The organism is Litoribrevibacter albus (genome assembly GCF_030159995.1).
GTDB lineage: Bacteria > Pseudomonadota > Gammaproteobacteria > Pseudomonadales > Litoribrevibacteraceae > Litoribrevibacter > Litoribrevibacter albus.
Map to the genome: position 1 here is coordinate 214,582 of NZ_BSNM01000002.1, position 22,478 is coordinate 237,059.

19 protein-coding genes are annotated in these 22,478 nt (G+C 45.6%); 11 read left to right on the forward strand and 8 right to left on the reverse strand.

Annotated features, from left to right (window positions below; genetic code table 11):
• Window positions 1–90: 90 nt before the first annotated feature.
• The 5 genes from moeA to QQL66_RS01115 all read left to right on the forward strand — a co-directional run bounded on the left by moeA (window position 91) and on the right by QQL66_RS01115 (window position 3,876).
• Complete coding sequence (moeA, locus tag QQL66_RS01095; protein ID WP_284377747.1) at window positions 91–1,341, forward strand: molybdopterin molybdotransferase MoeA; 1,251 nt, start codon at window positions 91–93, stop codon at window positions 1,339–1,341.
• A 55-nt stretch (window positions 1,342–1,396) separates the two neighbouring features.
• A complete protein-coding gene (gene moaD, locus QQL66_RS01100; protein WP_284377750.1) occupies window positions 1,397–1,651 on the forward strand; it encodes a molybdopterin converting factor subunit 1 in 255 nt (84 codons plus the stop codon).
• Window positions 1,652–1,654: 3 nt separating this feature from the next.
• Window positions 1,655–2,149, forward strand: coding sequence for a molybdenum cofactor biosynthesis protein MoaE (locus tag QQL66_RS01105; RefSeq protein ID WP_284377752.1), 495 nt, complete (start codon window positions 1,655–1,657; stop codon window positions 2,147–2,149).
• Between the two features lie 400 nt (window positions 2,150–2,549).
• The gene (gene trhA / locus QQL66_RS01110) at window positions 2,550–3,224 is read left to right on the forward strand and encodes a PAQR family membrane homeostasis protein TrhA (protein WP_284377754.1); all 675 of its coding nucleotides are present in this window, start codon (window positions 2,550–2,552) and stop codon (window positions 3,222–3,224) included.
• Between the two features lie 259 nt (window positions 3,225–3,483).
• Window positions 3,484–3,876, forward strand: a complete 393-nt coding sequence (locus QQL66_RS01115) for a hypothetical protein (RefSeq protein WP_284377757.1) — start codon at window positions 3,484–3,486, stop codon at window positions 3,874–3,876.
• Window positions 3,877–3,904: 28 nt separating this feature from the next.
• Here QQL66_RS01115 and QQL66_RS01120 read toward each other — a convergent pair whose 3' ends face one another.
• From QQL66_RS01120 to QQL66_RS01145, 6 genes are all read right to left on the reverse strand, one after another.
• Entirely contained in the window at window positions 3,905–5,956 is a 2,052-nt protein-coding gene (locus QQL66_RS01120) for a M48 family metallopeptidase (protein ID WP_284377758.1), read from the reverse strand.
• Between the two features lie 86 nt (window positions 5,957–6,042).
• Window positions 6,043–6,636 carry a LemA family protein gene (locus tag QQL66_RS01125; RefSeq protein WP_284377760.1) on the reverse strand — a complete coding sequence of 198 codons (594 nt, stop codon included), beginning with the start codon at window positions 6,634–6,636 and terminating at the stop codon, window positions 6,043–6,045.
• 237 nt (window positions 6,637–6,873) lie between these two features.
• Complete coding sequence (locus QQL66_RS01130) at window positions 6,874–8,979, reverse strand: putative bifunctional diguanylate cyclase/phosphodiesterase (protein ID WP_284377761.1); 2,106 nt, start codon at window positions 8,977–8,979, stop codon at window positions 6,874–6,876.
• 206 nt (window positions 8,980–9,185) lie between these two features.
• Complete coding sequence (locus tag QQL66_RS01135; RefSeq protein WP_284377763.1) at window positions 9,186–10,646, reverse strand: DUF3336 domain-containing protein; 1,461 nt, start codon at window positions 10,644–10,646, stop codon at window positions 9,186–9,188.
• A 177-nt stretch (window positions 10,647–10,823) separates the two neighbouring features.
• The gene (locus tag QQL66_RS01140; RefSeq protein ID WP_284377766.1) at window positions 10,824–12,347 is read right to left on the reverse strand and encodes a sensor domain-containing diguanylate cyclase; all 1,524 of its coding nucleotides are present in this window, start codon (window positions 12,345–12,347) and stop codon (window positions 10,824–10,826) included.
• A 151-nt stretch (window positions 12,348–12,498) separates the two neighbouring features.
• Window positions 12,499–14,664, reverse strand: coding sequence for an acetyl-CoA hydrolase/transferase C-terminal domain-containing protein (locus QQL66_RS01145; RefSeq protein ID WP_284377767.1), 2,166 nt, complete (start codon window positions 14,662–14,664; stop codon window positions 12,499–12,501).
• 197 nt (window positions 14,665–14,861) lie between these two features.
• Here QQL66_RS01145 and QQL66_RS01150 point away from each other — a divergent pair, with 197 nt between their 5' ends.
• Complete coding sequence (locus tag QQL66_RS01150) at window positions 14,862–15,257, forward strand: phasin family protein (RefSeq protein WP_284377769.1); 396 nt, start codon at window positions 14,862–14,864, stop codon at window positions 15,255–15,257.
• Window positions 15,258–15,503: 246 nt separating this feature from the next.
• On the forward strand, window positions 15,504–17,294 hold the full coding sequence (gene phaC / locus QQL66_RS01155; protein WP_284377771.1) for a class I poly(R)-hydroxyalkanoic acid synthase: 1,791 nt from the start codon (window positions 15,504–15,506) through the stop codon (window positions 17,292–17,294).
• A 139-nt stretch (window positions 17,295–17,433) separates the two neighbouring features.
• On the opposite strand, the gene QQL66_RS01160 is transcribed toward phaC, so the two are convergent.
• Entirely contained in the window at window positions 17,434–17,835 is a 402-nt protein-coding gene (locus QQL66_RS01160; protein WP_284377773.1) for a MaoC family dehydratase, read from the reverse strand.
• A 181-nt stretch (window positions 17,836–18,016) separates the two neighbouring features.
• Between QQL66_RS01160 and QQL66_RS01165 the strand changes: the two genes are divergently transcribed.
• The 4 genes from QQL66_RS01165 (at window position 18,017) to QQL66_RS01180 (ending at window position 21,452) form a co-directional block, all read left to right on the forward strand.
• Window positions 18,017–18,919: an NAD(P)-dependent oxidoreductase gene (locus QQL66_RS01165; RefSeq protein ID WP_284377775.1), complete on the forward strand. Its 903-nt coding sequence runs from the start codon at window positions 18,017–18,019 to the stop codon at window positions 18,917–18,919.
• Between the two features lie 63 nt (window positions 18,920–18,982).
• The gene (locus QQL66_RS01170; RefSeq protein ID WP_284377778.1) at window positions 18,983–19,765 is read left to right on the forward strand and encodes a hydroxypyruvate isomerase family protein; all 783 of its coding nucleotides are present in this window, start codon (window positions 18,983–18,985) and stop codon (window positions 19,763–19,765) included.
• Window positions 19,766–19,994: 229 nt separating this feature from the next.
• Entirely contained in the window at window positions 19,995–21,074 is a 1,080-nt protein-coding gene (locus QQL66_RS01175; RefSeq protein WP_284377780.1) for a hypothetical protein, read from the forward strand.
• A 21-nt stretch (window positions 21,075–21,095) separates the two neighbouring features.
• Window positions 21,096–21,452, forward strand: a complete 357-nt coding sequence (locus tag QQL66_RS01180) for a hypothetical protein (protein WP_284377782.1) — start codon at window positions 21,096–21,098, stop codon at window positions 21,450–21,452.
• 81 nt (window positions 21,453–21,533) lie between these two features.
• Here the strand turns inward: QQL66_RS01180 and yihG are convergent, their stop codons facing one another.
• Entirely contained in the window at window positions 21,534–22,469 is a 936-nt protein-coding gene (gene yihG, locus QQL66_RS01185; protein WP_284377784.1) for a 1-acylglycerol-3-phosphate O-acyltransferase, YihG family, read from the reverse strand.
• Window positions 22,470–22,478 lie beyond the last annotated feature (9 nt).

Below are 22,478 nucleotides of genomic sequence, written 5' to 3' on the forward strand. Positions count from 1 at the left end.
TAATTCAATTAAGCACCGTTTAGTGCTTCTAGTCGTACTTTTAGTCGTTAGTACTTCTAGTCGTACTTTTAAGCACCAAGGAGACAATCTATGCGGCCGTATGACGAAGCATTAGCACAGTTATTGAATGATGTGGGAAGCGTTGCAACAGCATCAAACGCGACAGAAAGCGTTAGCTTACTTGATGCGGTTAGCCGTGTGTTGGCCGAAGATATCTGCTCTCCTAACAATGTACCGCCTAAAGATAACTCTGCAATGGACGGCTATGCGTTACGTCTCAATGAAGCGAATGAACAAGGACAATGGCAGGTGGTCGCGACCCGATTGGCAGGCGATGCATCGGCCTTGACGGTTGGTCCGGGTGAGGCGGTGCGTATCATGACGGGGGCTGAAGTACCAGATGGTGCGGATACCGTGATCATGCAGGAAGAGATTATCAGAGACGGTGACAGTATTTCATTAGCCAGTGAGCAGGGTGTCTCAGCGCATAAAGTGGCTGAAAACATTCGTCCGGTAGGCAATGACATCAAAGAAGGTCGTGTCATCGTAGCGAAGGGGACTCGAATCGATGCTTCTCATCTTGGGTTAATTGCATCGGTGGGCATCAATACGGTGAGCGTTTACCGACGTCCGGTTGTTGCTGTTATTTCGACCGGTGATGAATTGATTGAGCCTGGTCAGCCGTTACCAGCGGGATCGATTTATAACAGCAATCGTTATTTCCTGTTGCCAATGTTGGAAAAGCTGGGTTGTGAGATTATTGATTATGGCACCTTGAAAGACGATCAGGCCTTGTTTGAACGTGTTTTTAAAGAAGCGTCAGAAAAAGCAGACTTTGTGATTACCACGGGTGGTGTCTCTGTCGGGGACGCGGATTACGTTAAGCCGGTATTAGATGCCTTAGGGAATATTGATTTCTGGAAGGTGGCCATTAAACCAGGCAAGCCGTTTGCTTGTGGGCGTTTGAGTAAAGACGACACTCAAAAAGCCGGTTACTTATTAGGTCTACCGGGTAATCCGGTGTCGGCCATCGTTACCTTTATGTTGTTGGCAAGACCGGCCATTCAACAGTTCTCAGGGCAGGCTGCGGAGCCTTTGGCTTTCTTGCCTGGGCGAGTGACTCAGGATGTACGCAAGCGTCCTGGTCGGATGGACTTCCAGCGGGCTCACTATGTGATGGGCGAAGATGGTAGACTTAAGGTAACGCCATTCAATAGTCAGAGCTCTGGTGTTTTGTCATCGATCGCAGAATCTAACTGCTTTATGGTGCTGGATCGTGAGCAGGGATCTCTTGAAGCAGGTGCTAAAGTCAAAATTCTTCCGTTCAGAGAGTGGTTGTAATCAATCATTGGTGTCTGAATTGAAAGTTACTCAGGTTGAGGTTTAGGTAGTCGTTGTGAGTGTGAAAGTTGTGTATTTCGCCCGATTAAGGGAAGCCATTGGGCAGTCGGAAGAGCAGGTAACCTTACCTGAAGGTGTTGAGACAACAGGGCAACTCAAAGAATGGTTAATGGCGCGTGGTGAGCCTTGGGCTTCGGCGTTATCTGGAAAGCGCGTGTTAGTGGCCGTTGATCAGGAACACGCCGGCTACGATGCATCCGTCAAAGACGCCACTGAAATTGCCTTCTTCCCACCGGTAACGGGAGGGTAGCTCGTGTCGGGTTCAGCTAAGAGTCATGCTTGCAAGATAGAAATCTCAGTGCAAGAAGCAGATTTTGATTTGGGTGCGCTTTCTAACCAATGGACTGACGGGGACGTTGAAAACGGTGCTCAGGTGATGTTTGTCGGGCGTGTGAGAGAGTTTGCACAAGCGAATCAGCAGTCAATGACCCTAGAGCATTACCCGGGCATGACCGAAAAGGCACTTAGAGAGACCGCCGACATTGCAGCTGAACGTTGGCGTATCAACAAAGCATTAATCATTCATCGTATAGGTGAATTACAACCGGCCGACCAGATTGTGTTAGTCATGGTGTTGTCGGGACACCGAGAAGATGCATTCAATGCTGCGTGGTTCATTATGGATCATTTAAAGACCACTGCACCATTTTGGAAAAAAGAGTCGGCGGATGGAGAAGGTCACTGGGTGGATGCAAAAGAGTCCGATGATAATGCGTTGACCAAGTGGGATAACGGCTCTGATTCCTAGTAAAGAGCCAATTCTGGGCAATTGCCTTTAAACATCTTATCCACTGAGCCAGATCAAGTAGTGCATCAAAGTACTCAACTATTATGACTCCCATAATCAATTAGGATCTTTAACGTAGTTTTGGCTGATGGCATAAAACATGAATTAAAGATCCACTACGTGAGTACTTGAGGAAGATATTATGAAACCAGTGAATACATCAACTGTGCCTTTCTTGGTAAGTATTGCTGCTGTATTAGTCGTTCTTGGAGCGAGCGTCGTTTAACGCCACGTTTACCGAATAGCGTTGAAGTCAGGTTGTTTGGTTTCCATTAACCGGGCTTTCACGTACCATTTGAGCTTATCTTTCGAGCGTTTTATCAGGCTCTGATGATTTCTTACTTCCATAGGTAAACGTACCATGACAGGTCAGTATCCGGATCATATTCAGGCAGACGACATCTTTATTTCAGTAAAAGAAGAAATTGCGAGCGCAATTACTCATGGAGCTGGTGCTGTTGCAAGCTTGGTGGGGCTGGTTTTCTTACTCCTGGCTGCTTTTTCCGGTCAAGACACCTGGGCCATTGTCAGCGCCTTTGTTTATGGACTGAGCCTGTTTACATTGTATTTGGCGTCGACGGTCTATCACTCAGTTTTTTGTCCTATCAAACGTGATCGTCTCAAAAGTCTGGATCACTGTGCGATTTACCTCCTTATTGCCGGCTCCTATACCCCATTTTTACTGGTGAATATGCGCGATACCATTGGTTGGACGGTGTTCGGACTGGTCTGGGGTATTGCTGCGGTAGGCATTATTCTCAAGGTGTGTTTCCGGCATCGATTCAAACTTCTTCGAGTGGCTACCTATCTGATGATGGGCTGGATTGCCGTCTTTTGTGGTAAAGATTTTATTGAGGCAATTGATCCCGCTGGCTTCTCTTTATTGATGGCGGGTGGGATTGTCTATAGCGTCGGTGTGATTTTTTACATGATGCCGAAAGTGCCTTTCAGTCACGCGATCTGGCACTTGTTTGTGATAGGTGGCAGTGTCTGTCATTTCTTGGCTATCTACCACTATGTGATTGTACCGGCTTAATCGAGCCGGCTTTTTGCTTTCAATCTGGCAAGCCAATCTAGCAAGTCAATCTATCAAATCTATTAGTCACCTATCTGTAGTGCGAGCTGATGTATTGCTCTGCAATACGGTGATTTCTGTGTAATTATTTCTTTGTGATTTTCTGGAATATGTCCTAATTTGTTGTGAGACATTCCAAACTTCAATGAATTTCTATTTCAACACTAAACAGATTCTTTATCCTGCCGATAGTATCTCTATCAGCAGGGTAGCGGAATTCATGAAAACAGTTCTTTTTTTAGATTTTATTCCAGATTCACTAGTGCATAAGACACTGTGTGAACAAGACATTGAGGTCATCCACTTTTCAGAAATCGAACAAGAAGGTTTAGTTTGGCCGAATCTGGTCAAGCGATGCAGTCTTGTTCTGGCCTCCGGCATGAAAGGGTTGGTTCACGATCACCCACAATTGTCAGATCTACTTCAATCAATGGTCAGAATGGGCATGAAGGTTGAGGTGATGTGTGTCGATCAGCCGTTATCAAATATTCACTGTGCCATGATTAATGGTGTGCAATATCGCTTTGGGATCGACTTCGACAGTGCCGAGCAGGTGATCGAAGTATTAGAGCAAATCATGAATCATCGTTCGGTCGAGCAGTTTACGGCGTAGTTAACCAAGTGCTTTTCAACCTATGATCTTATTTGCCTAGTGCCATCGGTATTGGGCAATCCCAACAATCGCCTAACATTCGCAGCCAGTCCAGCTCTTGGTGAGTCATGGTATCGTCGTGCTGCATTAAATCGGTTACGGCCATCAACACACTTCGTTTTAGCAACGGCGCCAGATGTTCAACTCGAAAGATGGCATTGGCGAGCGCTTGATGGCTAATTGTTTTGATATTCGGTAATGATGTCTCTTTGATTTGAAACTGCTGCACTGCATGTTGATAGGCTGCCAGCTGGTGGGCTTCTTCTGTGAACTGACTTAAAAATCCAAACAGGGTGGATAGCTCTGGTTTAAGATGCGAAAACGATGAAAACTCCACCCTGGGATTTCGGCTGGCCTTAGGATTAAGGTGTCGAAACAGAACCAGGTAAAAGAACAGTTCTTGCGGCAGAATCTGTTTATCCGACATGATCACTTTTTTAGCGGTTACCAACAGCGCTTTCTTATCCTCAGCGGATAAAGACTTCAACGAAGCCAACCCTAGTTGCAATAAAGGGTAGACCGGGCGTTCCTTCATTTCATGAACCATTGGCAAGTAATGGTCGATCAATGATTGTGGATAACTTTCCTGTTCTATCAGTAAAGCGGTGGCCGACTCTGGGCGACTGTTGTTTTGAGCTAAGATCAACAACAGCAATAACGAGGCATAGTCGGGTTGATGAAGGCCCGTGATTAATTCATTCGGAATACTGGATAAGCAGCTTCGGGCTGCCGTGATACTTTGCTGGTCACTCAAACCAATAGAGGCAATCGCCTGATCTACATTGGCTTGCTGGAAGGGTGAGGTGAACTCAATCATTTCTTCCTGTTGAAGTTCTATACCATACAAGTCTGCACTTGCACGAGTGTCTGCAGCCAGACCGGAAGTTACTTCACTCAAGGCCGGCGAGGTGGCTGTTGATAAAGTAACTGAGGAGGAAGTAGAACCTGAAGACTCAGCAGGTGCGTCAGACGTCTGAAGTGTTTGTTGTCGTTCCTGAGCGCGTTGGATTTTGGCTTTGGTGAGAAACTGTGCATCCAGACGCGTTATACGTTCTTCAATTGGCGGGTGGGTGTCTAACCAGGTGGAAAATCGAAGCGATAAGGTTTTGGCAATACACATGTGACTGAGGTTTTCTGCATGCCGCGTGGTCAGTATAGACTGGTGATGGTGCGTGTGGATCTTATATAACGCAGAGGCAATGCCTTGGGTTTGGCGAGTGAACTGCACGGCAGAGGCATCAGCCATGAATTCGCGCTGACGTGACAATGCTGCTTTGATAATTCGGCTGCATAGCACCCCTAAACTGCCCAAGATCCAGATAAGCACACCGGGAAGGGCGAGAAACACAATGCCGCCTCGGGCATCATGACCGCCGCGTAACCCCAGATCGACCAACCAACGCCCAAGCTGCCCCATCGCTACCAAGCCAGACAGAATCGACATCATTTTCACATTGAGTCTCATGTCACCATTGAGGATATGAGAGAACTCATGGCCGATCACCCCTTGTAACTCATCCCGGTTGAGGCTGATGGTTAAACCCCGGGTCACACAAATGGCCGCTTCGTTCGGTGAGTAGCCAGCGGCAAAGGCGTTGATGGCATGTTCCCGATCCATAATGAAGACTTCAGGTACTGGTAAGCCGGAAGCCAATGCCATTTCTTCTACCACGTTTAGCAGGCGTCGCTCATCTCGATTCATGGTGTTTGCCGGGATGCGGCGTCCGCCCATCATTTCCGCTACTTTACTGCCACCTTGTCGAAGTGTCAGCCAATTTGCCAGAGACACCATGCCCACAAACAACACTACCGAAACGGTTACTTGCCAGCTGTAGCGGGTGTCCAGCCAGTGATGAAGTATGGTTGAATAGCTGTGACTTTCTGAGGCTTTTGCCAGTTCAGCGGGTTCTGTGGCAATGGCCCAAACAAGAAGCCCACCAAGATTGAAGCCAATAGTGAGGACAATCAAAGCCAGTGTGTAACCGACAATGAGATATTTACTTGATCGATTGGCTTTGGCCTGGTGTTCAAAAAAGTCCATGAGAGAGTCTCGTTCGACGGCCCGTGGGACCGTCGAAATTCAGCCGTGAAAACGTTAGTGAGCGGGGGTTAGGTTCTAACCGAAGATTAATTGAAGCTCACTTTTACGGCTTCACGTTTTTTAGGATCGTCAATCTCCAGAAGCTCAGCAAACTTAAAGCCGAAGAAGCCGGCAATCAGGTTGCTAGGAAATTGTTCCCGGTAGGTGTTGTAGTTCATCACCGCATCATTAAAGGCTTGGCGAGAAAACGCCACACGGTTTTCTGTGGACGTGAGTTCTTCCATCAACTGAGAGATGGTTTCATTTGCTTTTAGATCGGGATAATTTTCGGCCACCGCATAAAACCCCCCCAACATAGAGGTTAGGCGACTTTCGGCTTTTGATAAGGCTTTCAACGCCGAGGCGTCTTCAGGGTGTGCAGCCGCTTGCTTACTGGCAGAAGATGCCTGATTTCTTGCTTCCATCACCTGTGCCAGCGTTTCCCGCTCGTGACTCATATAGGCTTTGGAGGACTCCACCAAGTTGGGGATTAATTCATAGCGGCGCTGCAATTGAACATCAATCTGAGCAAAGCTGTTTTTGAACCGATTTCTTAAAGTGACCAGTTGGTTGTACATCGAGACAACCAACAGAAACACACCCACCACAATGACCAAGCCAATAATGGTATCTGTACTCATAAATGCTCCCAAAAAGTCGTTTTCCGAATTATAGCAGTTGGTGGGGTGAATAATGTGAACCAGGGAGCCTAACAATCGGTCGGTTTCGTGACAACGTGTGTGTTTTACGGCAAACGATCGGCGTCATTACATAATAGGGGTCAGACGGTTGAATCGCGGGTATCAAAGTTATCGAGGGCTGAGGCTGTCAGGGCAGAGGGTATCAAGGGGAGAGAGGATCAAAGATATCAAGCAGGGCTAACAGGCTTCCATGTGACTGATGTGATTAATCAGTCGTATGAACTCATTACCGGAGACGGGGCGGGAGAAATAGAAACCTTGGTAATTATCACAGCCTTTTAGTTTGAGGAAGTTCAGTTTCTCAATGCTGTCTACGCCTTCAGCAATAACTTTCATTTCCAGGCTTTGAGCCATATTGATAATGGCCGTCACCAAATGAGCGTCATTAGTGGAGTCCATGATGTTCATCAGGAAGGAACGATCCACCTTTAAATAGTCGATGGGGAAACGAGTGAGGTAACTTAATGAAGAAAAGCCGGTACCAAAATCATCCAACGCAATGGTAACGCCAAGGCTTTTGAGGCTGTTTAAGATGGCGAGGTTATTTTCATCGTCAGCCAGTAAGGTACTTTCAGTGATCTCAAGAATAAGGTCATTTGGAGATAAGCCGCTTTCCTCAAGGGCTGATTTCACTGAGACCAGCAGACCGGTGTTTCTGAATTGATAAGGCGAGACGTTAACGGACAGTTTCTGCTCCGGTTGAATCAAACCCTCATCTTGCCAGAATTTCCAAAAGGCACAGGCTTTCTCAATTACCCAGCTACCCACTCTGTCAATCAGGCCGGTATCTTCCAGAATAGGGATAAACTCCATCGGAGAAATGGCGCCATGCTTGGCGTCGCTCCAGCGTAGCAAGGCTTCTGCTCCAGAAATGTGGCCGTTTCTTACACACACTTGCGGCTGGTAGTAGAGCTCAAAGTCCTCATTGTCTAGAGCCTTGAATAAGGATGATTCCAACTCCAGGCGATAGGTGCTTGAGGTGTTTTCTTTGGCTCGGTAATAGCTGATTGGAGTATTACTTTGTTTTGCCTGAAGTAGGGCCTGATTGGCACACTGCAACAAACTTTCTGCGCTGTCGGTATCTTGGTTTGCTTTTGCAACGCCGAAACATACCGTCATATAGAGTTCTAACGTGCCCATAAAGAAAGGTTTTGCCAGATCATCCAGGATTTGCCCGGTCAGGCAATCTATATCATTTTCGGTTATGCCGGGTTTCAAAACGATTGCAAACTCATCACTGGCTACCCGGTACAGGGTGTCTTGTTCGGATAAGTTAAAGCGAATACGTCGTATCAGATTAATGAGAAGTTGATCTCCCACTTTATGACCTAACGATTCATTGAATGTCTTAAAGCGGTTAATGTCGATGAGCAGCAGATAAGGCGATTGGCTGATCTTGTTGATGTCCCATTGATTGATGCGCTTCGTCAGTCGATTGATCAGAAGTTCTCTGCCTGGTAATTGGGTCAAAGCATCGTATTGCGAGGCTTTGGATAAGGCTCGTTTATCTGCAGATTTTTGTCGAATATCCCGAATTACGGCAAGGTAACGCATTTCATTGAGACCAGGCAATTCGGTAATGGAGAGTTCCACTGGGATAATTTTTCCGTGGATATCCAAACCCTCTCCTTCTTCAACAAACTTGTGTCCTTGTTTGTATTCCTCGATGGTGGAGCTGAATTTCGATAAGTATTGGCGAAAGTGCTCGTTATAGGGTTTGGGAAGTAATTCGGAAACGTTCTTGCCGTCGAGGCCGTGATTCTTATAGCCGAATAAGGAGTTGAGTTGATGGTTGGTAATTAATAAATTGCCGTTTTTATCTGAAATAGCAATGCCGTCACGAGAGCGATCAAACAGGGTTTCCATTAGCAGCACTTGTGACTTCAGTTCGTGCATGACCCGATAGTTGGTAAGGATGCTGTTGAGCTTCGCTTCCAGCTTACCGATGGGGGCTGGCATAACGACACGATAGTCGTATTCATGAGCATTTAGCCAATACTCCGGGTCCACTTCGTCAATGATGTAGAGCATGTATAAATGCGGACTTTCACTTGCCACCAATGTTCGGATATTAGCTAATTCATCACCACTGGTTTGAAGGAAGCTGTCCCTGAGATCAACGATAATGAGGTCAGGTTCGCGTTTGGCTAAACACTCGCAGGTAATTTCATTGGATGAAAAAGAAGACGTGGAAAACTGCTCAAGCGAGACACAGTTAGGCTCGCACCAGAGTTTAATCTGATGAGAAAGTGAATGATCTTCTGTAATTATTATGGCATCCATTTCCCCAGTATAGACACCTCTATCAATTAGAAGTGTAAAAAACGGAAGCCTCTTGTCAGAAATTGTTAACAAGTGAAACGGGAGAAGGGGAGCTAAAACGATTGGATGCTGGACCTAAGGTGTTAGATACAAAAAGGCCGCTAATGAGGAATGCCGGACATAAGGTGAACTCTCTCGTCCGGCATGTTGATTCAGCTAATGACTGTTTAGCTAAAGATTTTAAGCTTCAATCGACGCTTCGTACGTTTGATGCATTGCTCCAGTGTCTGACTGATTTGTGAGTGAGCTTTGATCATACTGATTTGAGGCCAGGTTGCTCGTTGCCCGTCGATCATGAATTGCCTTAGCATTTCTTGCGTTGGGTTTTTAGTGATCATCATGTAATCGGACAACTTATAGGATGGCGCGATGGTTACGTCACCGTAGTAACGTTGCGCCATGACGGTATACGCATGACCGGCTGTTTGTCTCAGTAATTCTGTCGGCGCTTTTTTACGCAGGAAGTCGAACACGCCCTTACCGTGGTATTCCAGTTCGGATTTGATCATACGCCAAGGCAGGTTGCTCCATGACGGATCAGGTGGATGTCCACCTTCAGGAATGAAGGGCACAATGTGTGGGTTCGTCTGACTCACCACGTGATAGTTCACGTCGTACAAGTGCGTTAAACGTTCGATCGGTAAGTCACTTTTCACCGAGCCATCTACCCATCTGTGCAGTGGCAGATACGGGCTGAGTGCATTGTTGGCATTCTTTTGAATCAGGGTTGCGGGTGGGAAGATTCCCGGAATTGAACAAGACGCCAGTGACGCGCTCCAAATGGTTACATATGGAGAGGTGTAACCACACAATAAACGGGTCTTTTGGTTCTTGGATGCCGCCGGTGATACAGAAATGTTGATACTGCGTCCGCTGTGTTCGTAAGCTTCCTGGAAAGTGTAATCGCCCACGTTTTTACGGATGCATTGTTCCAGGTTTTTCGCGTCGTAAATACCACGTCCGAGCAATAAGCCTTTTAGTCCGAGGTATTTCCATGCTTGAAGATCGTGATCGTCTCTATCCAGTAATTCGGAGAGTTCGTCGTCGGTACGAGTACCGATGATACCAGCAATGATGGAGCCTACTGAGGAGCCGGCAATCACCTGTGGTAATAAATTGTGTTCCCACAAGGCTTTCACAACACCAAGGTGAAACAAGCCAAGGGTTGCCCCACCACTTAATAACAATGAAGGGCGACCAAAGCTCAACGAGGTATCTTCAAAGAAGCCCAGTTTTTTGTCCAGAGGCAGCGCGTCGATGTCGTTATCACAGAGGAAGTCCAGTGAATAACACACCTGGCTCACATAATCTTCAATCAGCTTTTTAGTGCCGATGTGACTTTTTTCATACAGCTTGTGGTTACCCATGTTACCCAAGTCGTGGTGCAAACCTTCACGAAGGGCACGAGTAAGCTGAGCCATATCGTTGGTGCGATGGCACAATCTCAGCTGTTCTAAACGACGGGATATCAGGGTGTAATCATAGAGGGAAGACTTGTCGATGCGTTTCCATTCATCGTTTCCTTCCAGGTGATCCAGTGAAAGCGCGGCGTTCTGCCATTCATCATAAGTTTCCGCATTAGCCATTTCCTGTTTTAGCTTTCGGATTAGCGCTTTTTTATTCCTCACTGAATACTCCTATCAAGATCAAGCGACGACGAATCATTACACAGCTCAATGTGCAGTGCAACGGGTCTTGAGCGGTTTGTTTTTAAGTTTCAGGTGTTCAACCAAAGTGAAGTATAGAAGGTGACACTTTAATGGGAAAAGTGTCCTAAGATGGTAATTTTCTTAGGGTTTTGCATTTTATTGGGGCAAATCGAACCCTGCTTCCTGCAAACGCTTGTAAGTGCAAACTTTATTTCTGCCAAATTTCTTAGCATCGTAGAGGGCTTCATCGGCCCGGTGTAACAAGCTGGCAATGTTGTCATCTTGCATCGTAGCGGTGGTCACGCCAATGGAGCAGGTAATAGATACGTCAATACCTTCATTGGTGGTCAGGCGAATTTCTGAAATGGCCAGTCGAAGTTTTTCACCGACATTTGTGGCCAGATACTCTGTGGTTTCTGGCAGCAGGACCACAAACTCTTCTCCGCCCAATCTGGCCATTAAATCTGTTTTCCGAAGGCAGTCGAGGCAGACATCGGTAAACGCTTTTAAAACTTCATCGCCAAATGGATGACCGTAGCTATCGTTAATTGTCTTAAAGAAGTCTAAATCCAACGCAAGAATGGAAAGCGGGGTTTGATAACGTTGTGCTCGCTCCAGCTCTTTATTGGCAATTTTCTCAAAACTTCGGCGATTACAAAGGCCCGTTAGGTGGTCGGTGGACGCCAGTTCGAGCAGTTGGCGGTTTTTCTTTTCTAATTCCTCGGTGCGTCTCTGAATGGTCTTGGCCATGTGGCGCTTGTTGGCATTCAGGTTATCCAGTGTCAGTGCTGAGAACTGCATGGTGAGCCCCATACACAAAACAAAGATCATGATATGAATCATGCTGATGTAGTTGTCGTCTGCCACAAACGGGCCGTTTCCGTTTGCTGTGGCAATGATGGTCCAGAAACTGACCAGGGTGAGTCCGATGCTTGAACCCGCATACCCCGTGTGAATGATTAAAATGAGGAAGATCGGAAGCAATAAATACAAGCTGAGTTCGGTGTAGGAAAACGAAATCGCACACACCGTCAGCAGGCAAGCAAGTGTTGCCAGACCAATTTTGATTTCTTTGAGTGTCCACGGGTCTTGTTTTACCAGCCAGTAGCTCTGATACAGAGCTACCACCAAAAAGATACCCAAGGTGTGTGCCATGGTAATAACGACGGTATTTTCAGCCCAGTTCTGAAGAACATTTAAATCATTCTGTAGGTAACCGGTTGCAATAAACAGCAAAACAATCAGCCAGACGGTAAAGGCGCAGGAAGCAAATGCAACCCGTAGGAAAAATGTCAGAACATCGGCGCCAGAAGAAATGCCGCGTTCTTGAAAGTGGCTGTTCCAGAACTTGTGGGCAATCCACCCCTGAAGCGTTTCTATTGCTGCAACCAAGGTGAGTACTGATAGTGACAGCAGTGCTCGATCATCGTCATAAAGGTAGGGGAGCTTAATCGTCAGCGACCCTAAAAAAACAGGCAGGGTTGCTAGGGGGCCGAGAAGTAATATAGCAAGAAAGGCGATGCCAGACGGCAGCCACACCACACTGATGTGACCTGGTGGAAAGCTCACAAAAGCAATGCCTAAAAATCCCGTGGCAACATACACAGCGTAGACAGCCATGTGCCATAGGTTGGGCTTAGAAATAGAGCCTTCCTGCTCTTTTGATAGCTTGCATTCCATCCAGAGGAGTCTTTTTTGATTATTTTAATGAGCAAATTATCACTAACAATTGGTTAAGTATTATTCGCTTCTCCCTGGATAGATGCAAGTACCTATTAGACTATTGGGTTTTTAAAATTAAAGGTTTGAAAAAATAAGGTTATAGCCGGGGTTAGGCTATAACCCCCAACTCATGCAATTGATGGATAAGCAGCTTCTGTTCAATCTTCTCTTTTTGAGTTTTTGCATCGGTCATCGACATGCGCTCAAGGAATGGTTGAACAGACTCTTCCTGGTGATGATGAGTGAATGCTCTGAACAAGGTTTTCAACAGATCCACCTTGTGTGTTTGTAAGGCTTTTAACTGTTTCAAACAGGCGCCAATTTGCAGCTCCTGATCAGTGAAATCTGTACCCAACGGGAATGCAGGGAACAGGTCTTGTTGACGGAATCGCTCAATGGTATTGCTGACAGCCTCTGGCAAGTTGTTGCGGAAGGCTTCAGGAATTTCATAGCTCTGCTCAATTTTTCCGTTCTGCTTAGCTTGCTCGAGTAATTCCTGCTGGAAGCGTGAATCGGTTACATTCAGCATGGCCTTCATGACGTCACAATCGGTTTTTCCTCGTAAGTCAGCCACACCATATTCAGTGATTACGATGTCTCTCAAATGACGAGGAATTGTGGTGTGACCATAGTTCCAAACAACATTAGAAGACACTTCTCCTTTGCTTTCACGGGTACTGCGAATTAGAAGAATGGATCGAGCACATGGCAGCGCATGGGCCATAGACACAAAGTTGTATTGACCGCCCACGCCACTGACAATCTTACCGTTGTCCAGACCGTCTGAAACAACGGCACCGTTCAGTGTGGCCATTAATCCGGTGTTGATGAAGCGGGCTTCTTTACGTTGTGCAATCACTAAATCTTCATTAATGAGCAGTTGATTTACATGGCCTACGCTGGTCATGCAAATGGCTTCAAGTTCTTCAATGGACATCTTATGCAAGGCATCGTAGAAATCTTGTGGGCCAAGGAAGAAACCACCGTGCATGATGATGCCGTGTTTTAACTTCTGGCCGATGCCACTGTGTTTTAGCTTCTCAACGATTTCATGTTCATGCGGGTCATTGCCTAGGGTACGGTTGTCCAGATAGATCTGACCGTGTTTCCAGCTGACTCGCTCATTGAAGATGCCAAAGTGTTTGGCTTTTAGTACCTGTTCTTCGTGGAATAAGTCTCCGAAGAAACCGGCTTTAATTAATTCATCCAGGCAGTTCGGTGTGAGCGTTTCTTGGATTTTTCCTTCATTGATCAGACGTTGGATATGCAGATCTTCGTAAACCTTGCGCTTAACAATGCCTTTTTTGATTAGGTGCAGGAATCCATTTACGAACATTTCGCTGGAACCATACAGCCCTTCTTTAAAGGGTGTGGTGTCACCAATCTTGTCGATGAGCTGTTGATACTTTTCCCGGCCAAGTGCATCTAACGCTTCGTTGTAGGTGGCGTTGTGTTCGTCTTTCAGTTGGCAAGCATACACAATGGCATCACCTAGTGAACCGATACCGATTTGGAGTGTGCCACCGTCTTTGACCAAGGCACTCGCGTGCATACCAATGGCAAAATCAACCGGGGTTACCGGCATATTAGGTGGCGCAAACAGAGTGGTGTAGTACTCTGGGTTATCAATCACCATGTCGAAATCGTCTTCGGACACTAGTGCATCGTTAAGCATGAACGGCATTTTCTGATTAATTTGCGCAACGATTTTGATGGTTTTTCCTTTCTTGCGCTCTTCTTCTATCAGAGGCAGTAGATCGACCGTAACGTCGGTATTACTGCTCAACGAAAGATAAGATTGGCCTTCGTATTCGCCACGACAAACTTGCTGAGCAAGCAGGTTTGCGCCTTGATCAATCATGTCCCTGGCAACGTGGGTATAGTTACTTGAAATGTAATGCTGCTGGGCATAGTCGTTGCCCATCATGCTGCCTGATTTAAAGAAAAATTCGCACAGTTGAATGTTGTCAGGAATCTGTTGCTTCTTCAGATCTTGAACATATTCAGGGGCGACATACCCGTCGAACAGACGATTGAAGACAGGTTCCAGGAATTTAGACTCTAAGCCAGGGGCAGGTTTTGGTCGCTCCAATGACAGTGCCGTAATAATGCGTAAAGAAATGCTCGCATCTTCCTTGGCTCTACGATACAGCTCGTTAATGAATTGTGTTGGCTTTCCGATTCCGAGAGGAATGCCTAGTACTATGTTCTTATCTAGTTGTTTGATTACGTCATCAACACATGCGGCTACATCACTGTAAGTTGCATTAGTCATTGTCATCCCCTGTTTAATCTTTGTTAATTGTTTTCACTACTGTATGCATAAAGCAGTTACTATCTGTTGATCTTAATCAATTTAATTTTGGTTAATTAATATACTGTTTTTGTTGTAGCTAAATGGTCATAAAACTAGTGTAGGAAGTATTGGTTGACCTAACAGAATAAGAATATTTAGACATGGAGGAATACAACATGACAACTGACTTTTTTAAAGACTTTTCTGAAAAAACCAAAGAGAACTTTGCACCTATCATGAAATTTAATGAATTGATGAGCGCATCGATCCAGGATCTGTTCCATGCACAAATGTCAGCAACTCAGCGCTACTCTGAGATGACAATGGAACAAGTGAAGGCGGCTTCAGAGATTCGTGATATGGAGTCACTTCAAAACTTCTTTCAAAAGCAAATTGGTACCTTCGAAGCACTTAACGAACAAGTCATGTCTGACCTGAAAGCAATGGCTGATGCTGGCATTAAATTTCGTCAAGATCTCGAAGCCATCATGAACCCTGCGGAAGAAGAGCAAGCAGAGAAGAAAGCTCCAGCCAAAGCGGCTCCTAAGCCATCGGCAAAAGCTTCCGCTTAATTGCTCGTCGTGTAGGCCCTGTTCCGGCCTGCACGATGCTTCCACTCAGTAAAATACATATTTGGTTGTCATAGTATATATGACAGCTTGTTTTGTGGCGGGTCGAAAAACCTGACTCTAAGACAGCATTGTGTTGTGTATTTTCTGAATTAAGTGACTTGATTGAATTTCAGAATTATTGAATTTCTGAATGTTAAATCTCTGAGTGATTCAATCTACGTTCGGCGAGACCGACTGGTGTGTCAGATGGATACCATGAACCCTTTTGAAAATCCTTATTGGAAAATGTCGCTAAAGGCCTTTGAAGACAGTCAACGGGCTTTTACCTCTTTTGCATCGAAAATGAATGCAGACCATAGCAGTATGCAGGCGGTAGCTACCGACGCAGCAGATGCTTATGCACGCTATGTACAGGAGTGCATCAAACACCCTTGGGCCATGACTAAACAGTCGGTTGGTGTAGGGAAAAACTACTTTCGAGTGATGAAACAATCTCTTTTTCAGTTGATGGGACGAGAGGTTGATTCTGTGGTTGAACCAGAAAAAGGCGACATGCGCTTTGCTCATCCTGACTGGTCGGCTAATACCTGGTTTAACTTCGTCAAGCAGATGTATCTGGTCACCGGACAAGCCTGGCTGGACAGCATTCACAACATTCCTGGGTTAGATGACCATGCGAGAACGCGTGCTGAGTTTTTTGTACGTCAGCTTGTAAATGCAATGTCACCCTCGAATTATTTGCTAACCAATCCAGAGCTGGTGCAGTTAACCGTGAAATCTCGCGGTAAAAATCTACTCAGTGGTCTTGAGCGTTTTGTACAGGATCTTGAGAAAAGTGCCGATGCCTTGAAGATCTCAATGACTGATGATCAAGCCTTTGAATTAGGAACCAACATTGCTACGACGCCGGGTAAAGTCGTTTATCGAAGCGAGCTGTTTGAGCTGATTCAATATACGCCAACGACTGAAAAAGTGGCTGAAAGACCCTTGGTGATCATTCCTCCTTTCGTGAATAAATATTACATCCTTGATTTGTCGGCCAAGAATTCTTTCGTTCGATGGGCAGTGGAGCAAGGTAATACCGTATTCATGGTGTCCTGGGTGAATCCAACTGAGGAACATCGAAATTTGGGCTTTGACCGATACGTAACAGAAGGCGTGCTAAAAGCGCTTGAGGCGGTTGAAGAGCAGACTGGCGTTCGTGAGGTCAACGCAGTGGGTTACTGCATCGGTGGAACTCTATTGATGACCTCTTTAGCCTATATGGCTGCTCGTCGTATGAAGTCACGAGTAAAAAGTGCCACCTTGTTTACAACCTTGACCGACTTCTCTGATCCGGGGGATATAGGGGTGTTCGTCGATGAGCATACCGTGAAGGCGATTGAGGATCAGAATAACCACAAAGGGTATTTTGATGGTCGGGTGATGGCCGTTTCCTTTAGCCTGCTCCGTGAAAACTCCTTGTATTGGAACTATTTTGTACAGAACTATTTGAAAGGTGAGTCGCCTGTTCCCTTTGATTTGCTGTATTGGAATTCAGACAGTACCAACATAACGGCGGCATGTCATAACGATATGTTGAGACGTTTCTATCTGGAAAATCAGTTGGTCAAACCTGGAGCCTACAGTGTCAATGGCACTAAGATTGATCTGTCGAAAATCACGACACCGCTTTATTTTATTTCTACTCATCAGGACCATATTGCCCGTTGGCGAATAACCTATGAAGGTGCCAAGATTTGCCGTAATAACAGCACCTTTGTGCTGGGTGAATCAGGTCATATTGCGGGGATTGTAAATCCTCCAGCCAAGAAAAAATATTCCTACTGGACCAACGAAACTCTGTGTGACTCAGCGGATGAGTGGCTTGATTTGTCAGAGCAACATTCAGGTAGCTGGTGGACTCATTGGGATGAATGGCTAGCGCCAAATAAAGGGAAGCAGGTTGAGGCACGTTCTCCGGAAGAAGGTAAGTTTGAGCTACTGTGTGATGCTCCTGGTACCTATGTGAAGCGCACGCTGGGTGTGAATAATTAACGTAAGTCAGCTTTCCAAAGCACAAAAATAAACGTAACTAAAAAAGGCCCATTGTGGGCCTTTTTTAGTTTGTTCTTTTATACGTTCAAGCGCGGGTATTTGTTGTGTAGCTCATGCTTCCAAGCGGATTCTTACTGAATCAGCCTTTATACAGCACTACCGCTTCGCCAGTAATCACAACGTCGCCTTCATCGTTTATACAGGTTGTGGATAACGTAATGATTGGTTTATCGTCACGAACCTCCGTGACTTCGACAGTTGCAGTGACTTCCTGATCTAGGTACACCGGCTTTGTAAATTTCAGATCTTGCCCTAAATAAATTGTGCCTTCGCCCGGGAGATGTTTACCTAGTAATCCGGAGAATAAACTCGAAACGAGCATGCCGTGCACAATACGTTGACCAAACATGGATTGCTCCGCGTACTTGGGATCAAGATGTACAGGGTTAAAATCGAGAGATAATTCAGAAAATGTTCCAACGTCATGCTCTGTAAATTTTCGGGTAACTGAGGCTTTTTGACCTACACGTATTTTCGACATACCTACTTTCCTTAGTTAAATTACCTTGGTGTTATCTTTATTTTTAGTTTCGCTTTCCCCTTTAGGTAGGCTCTTTTAATATACGGCTCTCAAATTACGCTTTAATGATTTAGATCACTTTTTGATCGATCTGGGCGCGAAGACTGCACAGTTTTTTGATTAACAGATACAGGTAAGAAATATGTCTCAGCAATCCCCCGTTCTTGGATTTATTGGCATTGGTTTAATGGGCAACCCAATGACCAAACGGTTATTGGCCGCAGGCTTCCCAGTGAATGTTTGGAACCGTTCGGTGGATAAATTAGCTGCTGTGGTTGATGCTGGGGCGATCGCTAAATCTTCGATTGTGGAGCTGGTGGAAGCTTCCGATGTGATCATGCTGTGTGTATCTGATACTGATGCAGTTCGATCGGTGGTCTTTGGTGAGGGGGGCGTGGTGGATGCCGTTGAAGGCAATACCAGCGCAAAAACCCGCCTCCTAATCGATTTCTCCAGTATCGACCCTGAACAAACTCGCGAGATGGCACAAACACTTAAACATCGTACCGGAATTGAGTGGGTAGATAGCCCTGTTTCAGGTGGTGTAGCTGGGGCAGAACAAGGCACGTTAGCCATTATGTGTGGTGGCGAAGAAAGTGTAATTGAGCAGGTGACGCCAATTCTGGAACCGCTGTCGCAGCGAGTTACACGTATGGGGCCTGTAGGAAGCGGTCAGGTCACTAAAATCTGCAATCAGATGATCGTGAGCTGTAACGTACTGGTGATGGCTGAGGTAATGGCGATGGCCGAGAAAGCCGGGGTGGATTCCTCTCAGATTCCGCAGGCCTTGAAAGGTGGTTTTGCTGATTCGATTCCTCTTCAGTTAACGGGGCCGAGAATGGCAACCAGAGATTTTGATGAGGTGAAATGGCACGTTAAAACCTTGTTGAAGGATTTGGACATGGCTAATCATTTGGCTAAAACACTCCAGTCCTCGATTCCTATGGCTGGATTGGGCGCTGAATTAATGCGTATGCACGGCAGTAAAGGCAATATGGATCAGGACCCATGTACCTTGATCGAACAATACATTTCGAAGAATTAATATCGTGCGGAATCCATCTAACCCATCGTCAAATCAACATAAGGTCGAAAAGGTAACCAGATCATGAAATTGTGTGCAAATTTATCCCTAATGTTTACTGAGGTTCCTTTACTGGAGCGTTTTGCCAAAGCTCGTGCCTGTGGGTTTGATGCAGTGGAAATCCAGTTTCCTTATGAAGCAAGTATTGATGAGTTGGTGAAAGCCAAAAATGTAGCTCAGGTTGAAGTGGTATTAATCAATGTACCTGCCGGTGATTTGATGACAGGCGGAGAGGGTTTGGCTTCGGTCCCGGAATTAACAGAAGAATACTCACAGGCCTTGGCTCAATGCATTGAATACGCTACGGCTTTAAATGTGAAGGCGGTAAATGTACTTGCAGGACGTTGCTTAACTGCAGAACAAGAATCCAAATATTGGCAGACCTTTGAATGGAACTTATCGCGTACTGCGGATGCTTTGGCGGAGCATAAAATTCTCACCACGTTTGAAGCCATCAACACCAAAGACATGCCTGGTTTTCTGGTGCATCGTGCCGAGCACCTATGGTCTGTAATGTCTCGTGTGAATCACCCGAATGTGAAAGCACAGTATGACCTCTATCATATGGCGATGATGGGCGAAAATCTTTGGCATGACTTGTCTACCAGATCAGATCAGATCGGTCATATTCAGTTTGCTGATATGCCAGGTCGAGGGGAGCCAGGTACCGGTGGCTTGGCCTTGAAACAGTTCTTCCAAATCATTGAAGACAGTACCTACGATGGTTATGTCGCGGCAGAGTACAAGCCAACCCAGCAAACTGAGAAAACCTTAAACTGGATGGGGCCAAGGGTGATGCCGTCTTAAGAGAACGCAGAACCTTGTAGTTAAAGAATGGCCAATGGTGAGTGCCTCTGAGTCTAAATTCGTATCTGGTATTTAGAAGATCTCCCAGGTCATTCGCTTCTTTTGGTAGGTTATTGATAGCATTCTTATTTTTTGTTAGTTAGGTCACATTCTGTCGTTATGTCTATCTGATTCTCAGTGGTAAAGTTGCGCACCAACGGACTAATCAAACATTACCAAAGGATCAGGTATGTCAGATCAAATTCAACTATGCCTTAGTGCGTCCAGCACTACCCAAACCCCATGTTTTCCTGGTGACCAGCCATCGGCTGAGAAGTTTAAATTGGATAATCCTCATATCTCCGGCCCGGTTATCCAAAAGGGAACTCCTTACATTATTCGTCCAAATACCGGAGCGCATCAACAACCTTGGCAACAAATGAGACCAGACTTAGCGCTGATGTTTAAGAAGATTCAGTCTTTGTCTGCTTCTGAAAGACGAAACATTTCTGAAATGAATGAGTACTTCGGGACGGACATGTTATTGGCGCTGTCTGAAGTTTATGAAAATGAAATTCAACCTTTGGCGCAATACACTCAAAACTACATGACGAACACGGTCATGCCTATAGCTGTTAATGAATTTCCAGGCGTGTCTGGTGCAGCCGCAACCGCCATGGAAAGCCGTATGAGTCAGTTTGCTAAGTCGGCACTCAAATATCAAAAAGCGTTGGAGCAAGTACGAGCGGCCCATATTGCTAAGGTACCTAAAATGGAACTGACCAAGTTGGAGCAAAAGGCTAGACTGCTTCACAAAGAGTTTAATGCAAGGTTCCAGGCCGAAATTAACAAATACATGGGCAAAGCCGGTAAACGCGGTAACGTTTGGACCAACGCGGAGCGTGGGATTAATCAGGCCAAGGGCGCCAGAACCAGTAAGCCAATCACGTTGTCTTCGATGAACGAGTTTAACTTAATTAGAAAGTTTGAGAAGGTTGCGAATGTCGGAGGAAAGTCGATGATTATTTTGGATGCAGGCCTTCGTGTGAGTAATGTTTATAAGGATTACCAAACTGGAAAGGATTGGCAACGTACCTTGGTGACGGAAAGTGTAGGCTTTGGGTTGGGAACAGCTGCTGGAGCATACGTTGGTGCCCATGTCGCTACAGCTGCTATGGGAGTATTTTTAGCTGCTACTCCTGTTGGATGGGTATTTGTGATTGGTGCAGGTATAGTGGCTGGTTATGCTGTAGCTAAGGGGGTTGATTATGGTGGTAAAGTTGTTGCTGGCGCCTTGTATGATCGTAGTTCGGCCATGAGCTGGTTTTAAATGTAAAGGTGGTAGTGATATATGGATGACTTCTCTATTGAAGAAATTTGGGCGTTTGTGGTAGTCGGGATTTTTTTGGTATCAGGGGTGCTGGGATTTATTTTTAGAAAAATTTCAGTTGACTACATTGAAGAACAAATGGCGAAGGAAGGAAAAGAGCCTCCTTTGTGGGACAAAGGGATCGGTGCTCGAGTAAGTGCATATGCAACTCTGATTATAATCAAAAGATATCCAGTAAAGTCTTTCATAGATTCAGAGTCAATTTTACGGTTTGCTCGTAAGAAAGATTGGTACTTGGCTGTATGCTTTATTTCGACCTTAAACATATCTATGGTTCTAGCTGTTGTATTCTATTTTTTGTATGGCCCTACTGAGTGACTTGCTCTGTTTTCAAAACTTGAACTTCAAAATCTAAAAAGGCGATCAAACGATCGCCTTTTTAGTTTTTGAATCGAGCACTTAAGCCGGATCAGCCACGGATTGAGTGGCCGGACTGCTTTGTTCCGATTTCAATTGCGTGATTAACTGATCCTTTTCTTGCCATAGCGCGCTGATCCAGTCTTGGAAGTCAGCTCTGAATTCTGGATCATTGGTGTAATCACCTTCCAGTAGCTCTGGAGGAATAATCACTTCTTCTACCACGATGCGTGCTTTATTCACCTTGCCACACATGAACGACCAGTAATCCATCGGAGTGCCTTCTTCATAGACGATGGTGATGTTGACCAGTTTATTGATTAATCCATCCATGGCCTCCAGTGTGAAAGCTGCACCACCGGCTTTGGGTTTCAGTAAGTGCTTGTACGGTGAATTCTGACGCTTGTGCTTGGCTTCCGTAAAACGCGTACCTTCCAGAAAATTAAAAATGGCGACTGGATTATGCTTGTACTTTTCACACGCTTTACGCGTGGTTTCCATATCCTTTCCTTTCAGGTGCGGGTTCTTTTCCAGAAATTCTTTCGAATAACGTTTCATGAAAGGAAACTCTAATGCCCACCAGTTCAGGCCCATGATAGGCACCCAGATTAATTCTTGTTTTAGGAAAAACTTAAAGAACGGAATCTTGTGATTGAAGATGTGTTGCAAGATGGTGATGTCAGACCAGGATTGGTGATTGGACGTCACTAAATACCAACCGTCGTGGTTGAGTTGCTCTAAGCCTGTTACCCGATAATCAAGTTTTTGAATCAAGTGCATCCAGCCGCTGTTACAAGAGATCCAGTTCTGCGCGATACGTATGACCAAAAAGTCCGTCACCTTTCGTGCTGCTTTGAAAGGGAGCAATAATTTAAATATCGCCGCAGTAAACAGTAGTGGCGTCCAGATAAGGGTATTAGTAATCAAAAGAATACTGGCAAGGATTCCTCTGAGAGTCGGTGGTAAAAAGCTAAGCATGATGAACCT

Coding starts and splice junctions, on each gene's coding strand:
- QQL66_RS01180 (WP_284377782.1), top strand. CDS start 21,096: ATGGATGACTTCTCTATTGAAGAAATTTGGGCGTTTGTGGTAGTCGGG.
- QQL66_RS01165 (WP_284377775.1), top strand. CDS start 18,017: ATGTCTCAGCAATCCCCCGTTCTTGGATTTATTGGCATTGGTTTAATG.
- yihG (WP_284377784.1), bottom strand. CDS start 22,469: ATGCTTAGCTTTTTACCACCGACTCTCAGAGGAATCCTTGCCAGTATT.
- moeA (WP_284377747.1), top strand. CDS start 91: ATGCGGCCGTATGACGAAGCATTAGCACAGTTATTGAATGATGTGGGA.
- trhA (WP_284377754.1), top strand. CDS start 2,550: ATGACAGGTCAGTATCCGGATCATATTCAGGCAGACGACATCTTTATT.
- QQL66_RS01150 (WP_284377769.1), top strand. CDS start 14,862: ATGACAACTGACTTTTTTAAAGACTTTTCTGAAAAAACCAAAGAGAAC.
- QQL66_RS01175 (WP_284377780.1), top strand. CDS start 19,995: ATGTCAGATCAAATTCAACTATGCCTTAGTGCGTCCAGCACTACCCAA.
- QQL66_RS01115 (WP_284377757.1), top strand. CDS start 3,484: ATGAAAACAGTTCTTTTTTTAGATTTTATTCCAGATTCACTAGTGCAT.
- QQL66_RS01170 (WP_284377778.1), top strand. CDS start 18,983: ATGAAATTGTGTGCAAATTTATCCCTAATGTTTACTGAGGTTCCTTTA.
- phaC (WP_284377771.1), top strand. CDS start 15,504: ATGGATACCATGAACCCTTTTGAAAATCCTTATTGGAAAATGTCGCTA.
- QQL66_RS01130 (WP_284377761.1), bottom strand. CDS start 8,979: ATGGATGCCATAATAATTACAGAAGATCATTCACTTTCTCATCAGATT.
- QQL66_RS01160 (WP_284377773.1), bottom strand. CDS start 17,835: ATGTCGAAAATACGTGTAGGTCAAAAAGCCTCAGTTACCCGAAAATTT.
- QQL66_RS01145 (WP_284377767.1), bottom strand. CDS start 14,664: ATGACTAATGCAACTTACAGTGATGTAGCCGCATGTGTTGATGACGTA.
- QQL66_RS01140 (WP_284377766.1), bottom strand. CDS start 12,347: ATGGAATGCAAGCTATCAAAAGAGCAGGAAGGCTCTATTTCTAAGCCC.
- QQL66_RS01125 (WP_284377760.1), bottom strand. CDS start 6,636: ATGAGTACAGATACCATTATTGGCTTGGTCATTGTGGTGGGTGTGTTT.
- QQL66_RS01120 (WP_284377758.1), bottom strand. CDS start 5,956: ATGGACTTTTTTGAACACCAGGCCAAAGCCAATCGATCAAGTAAATAT.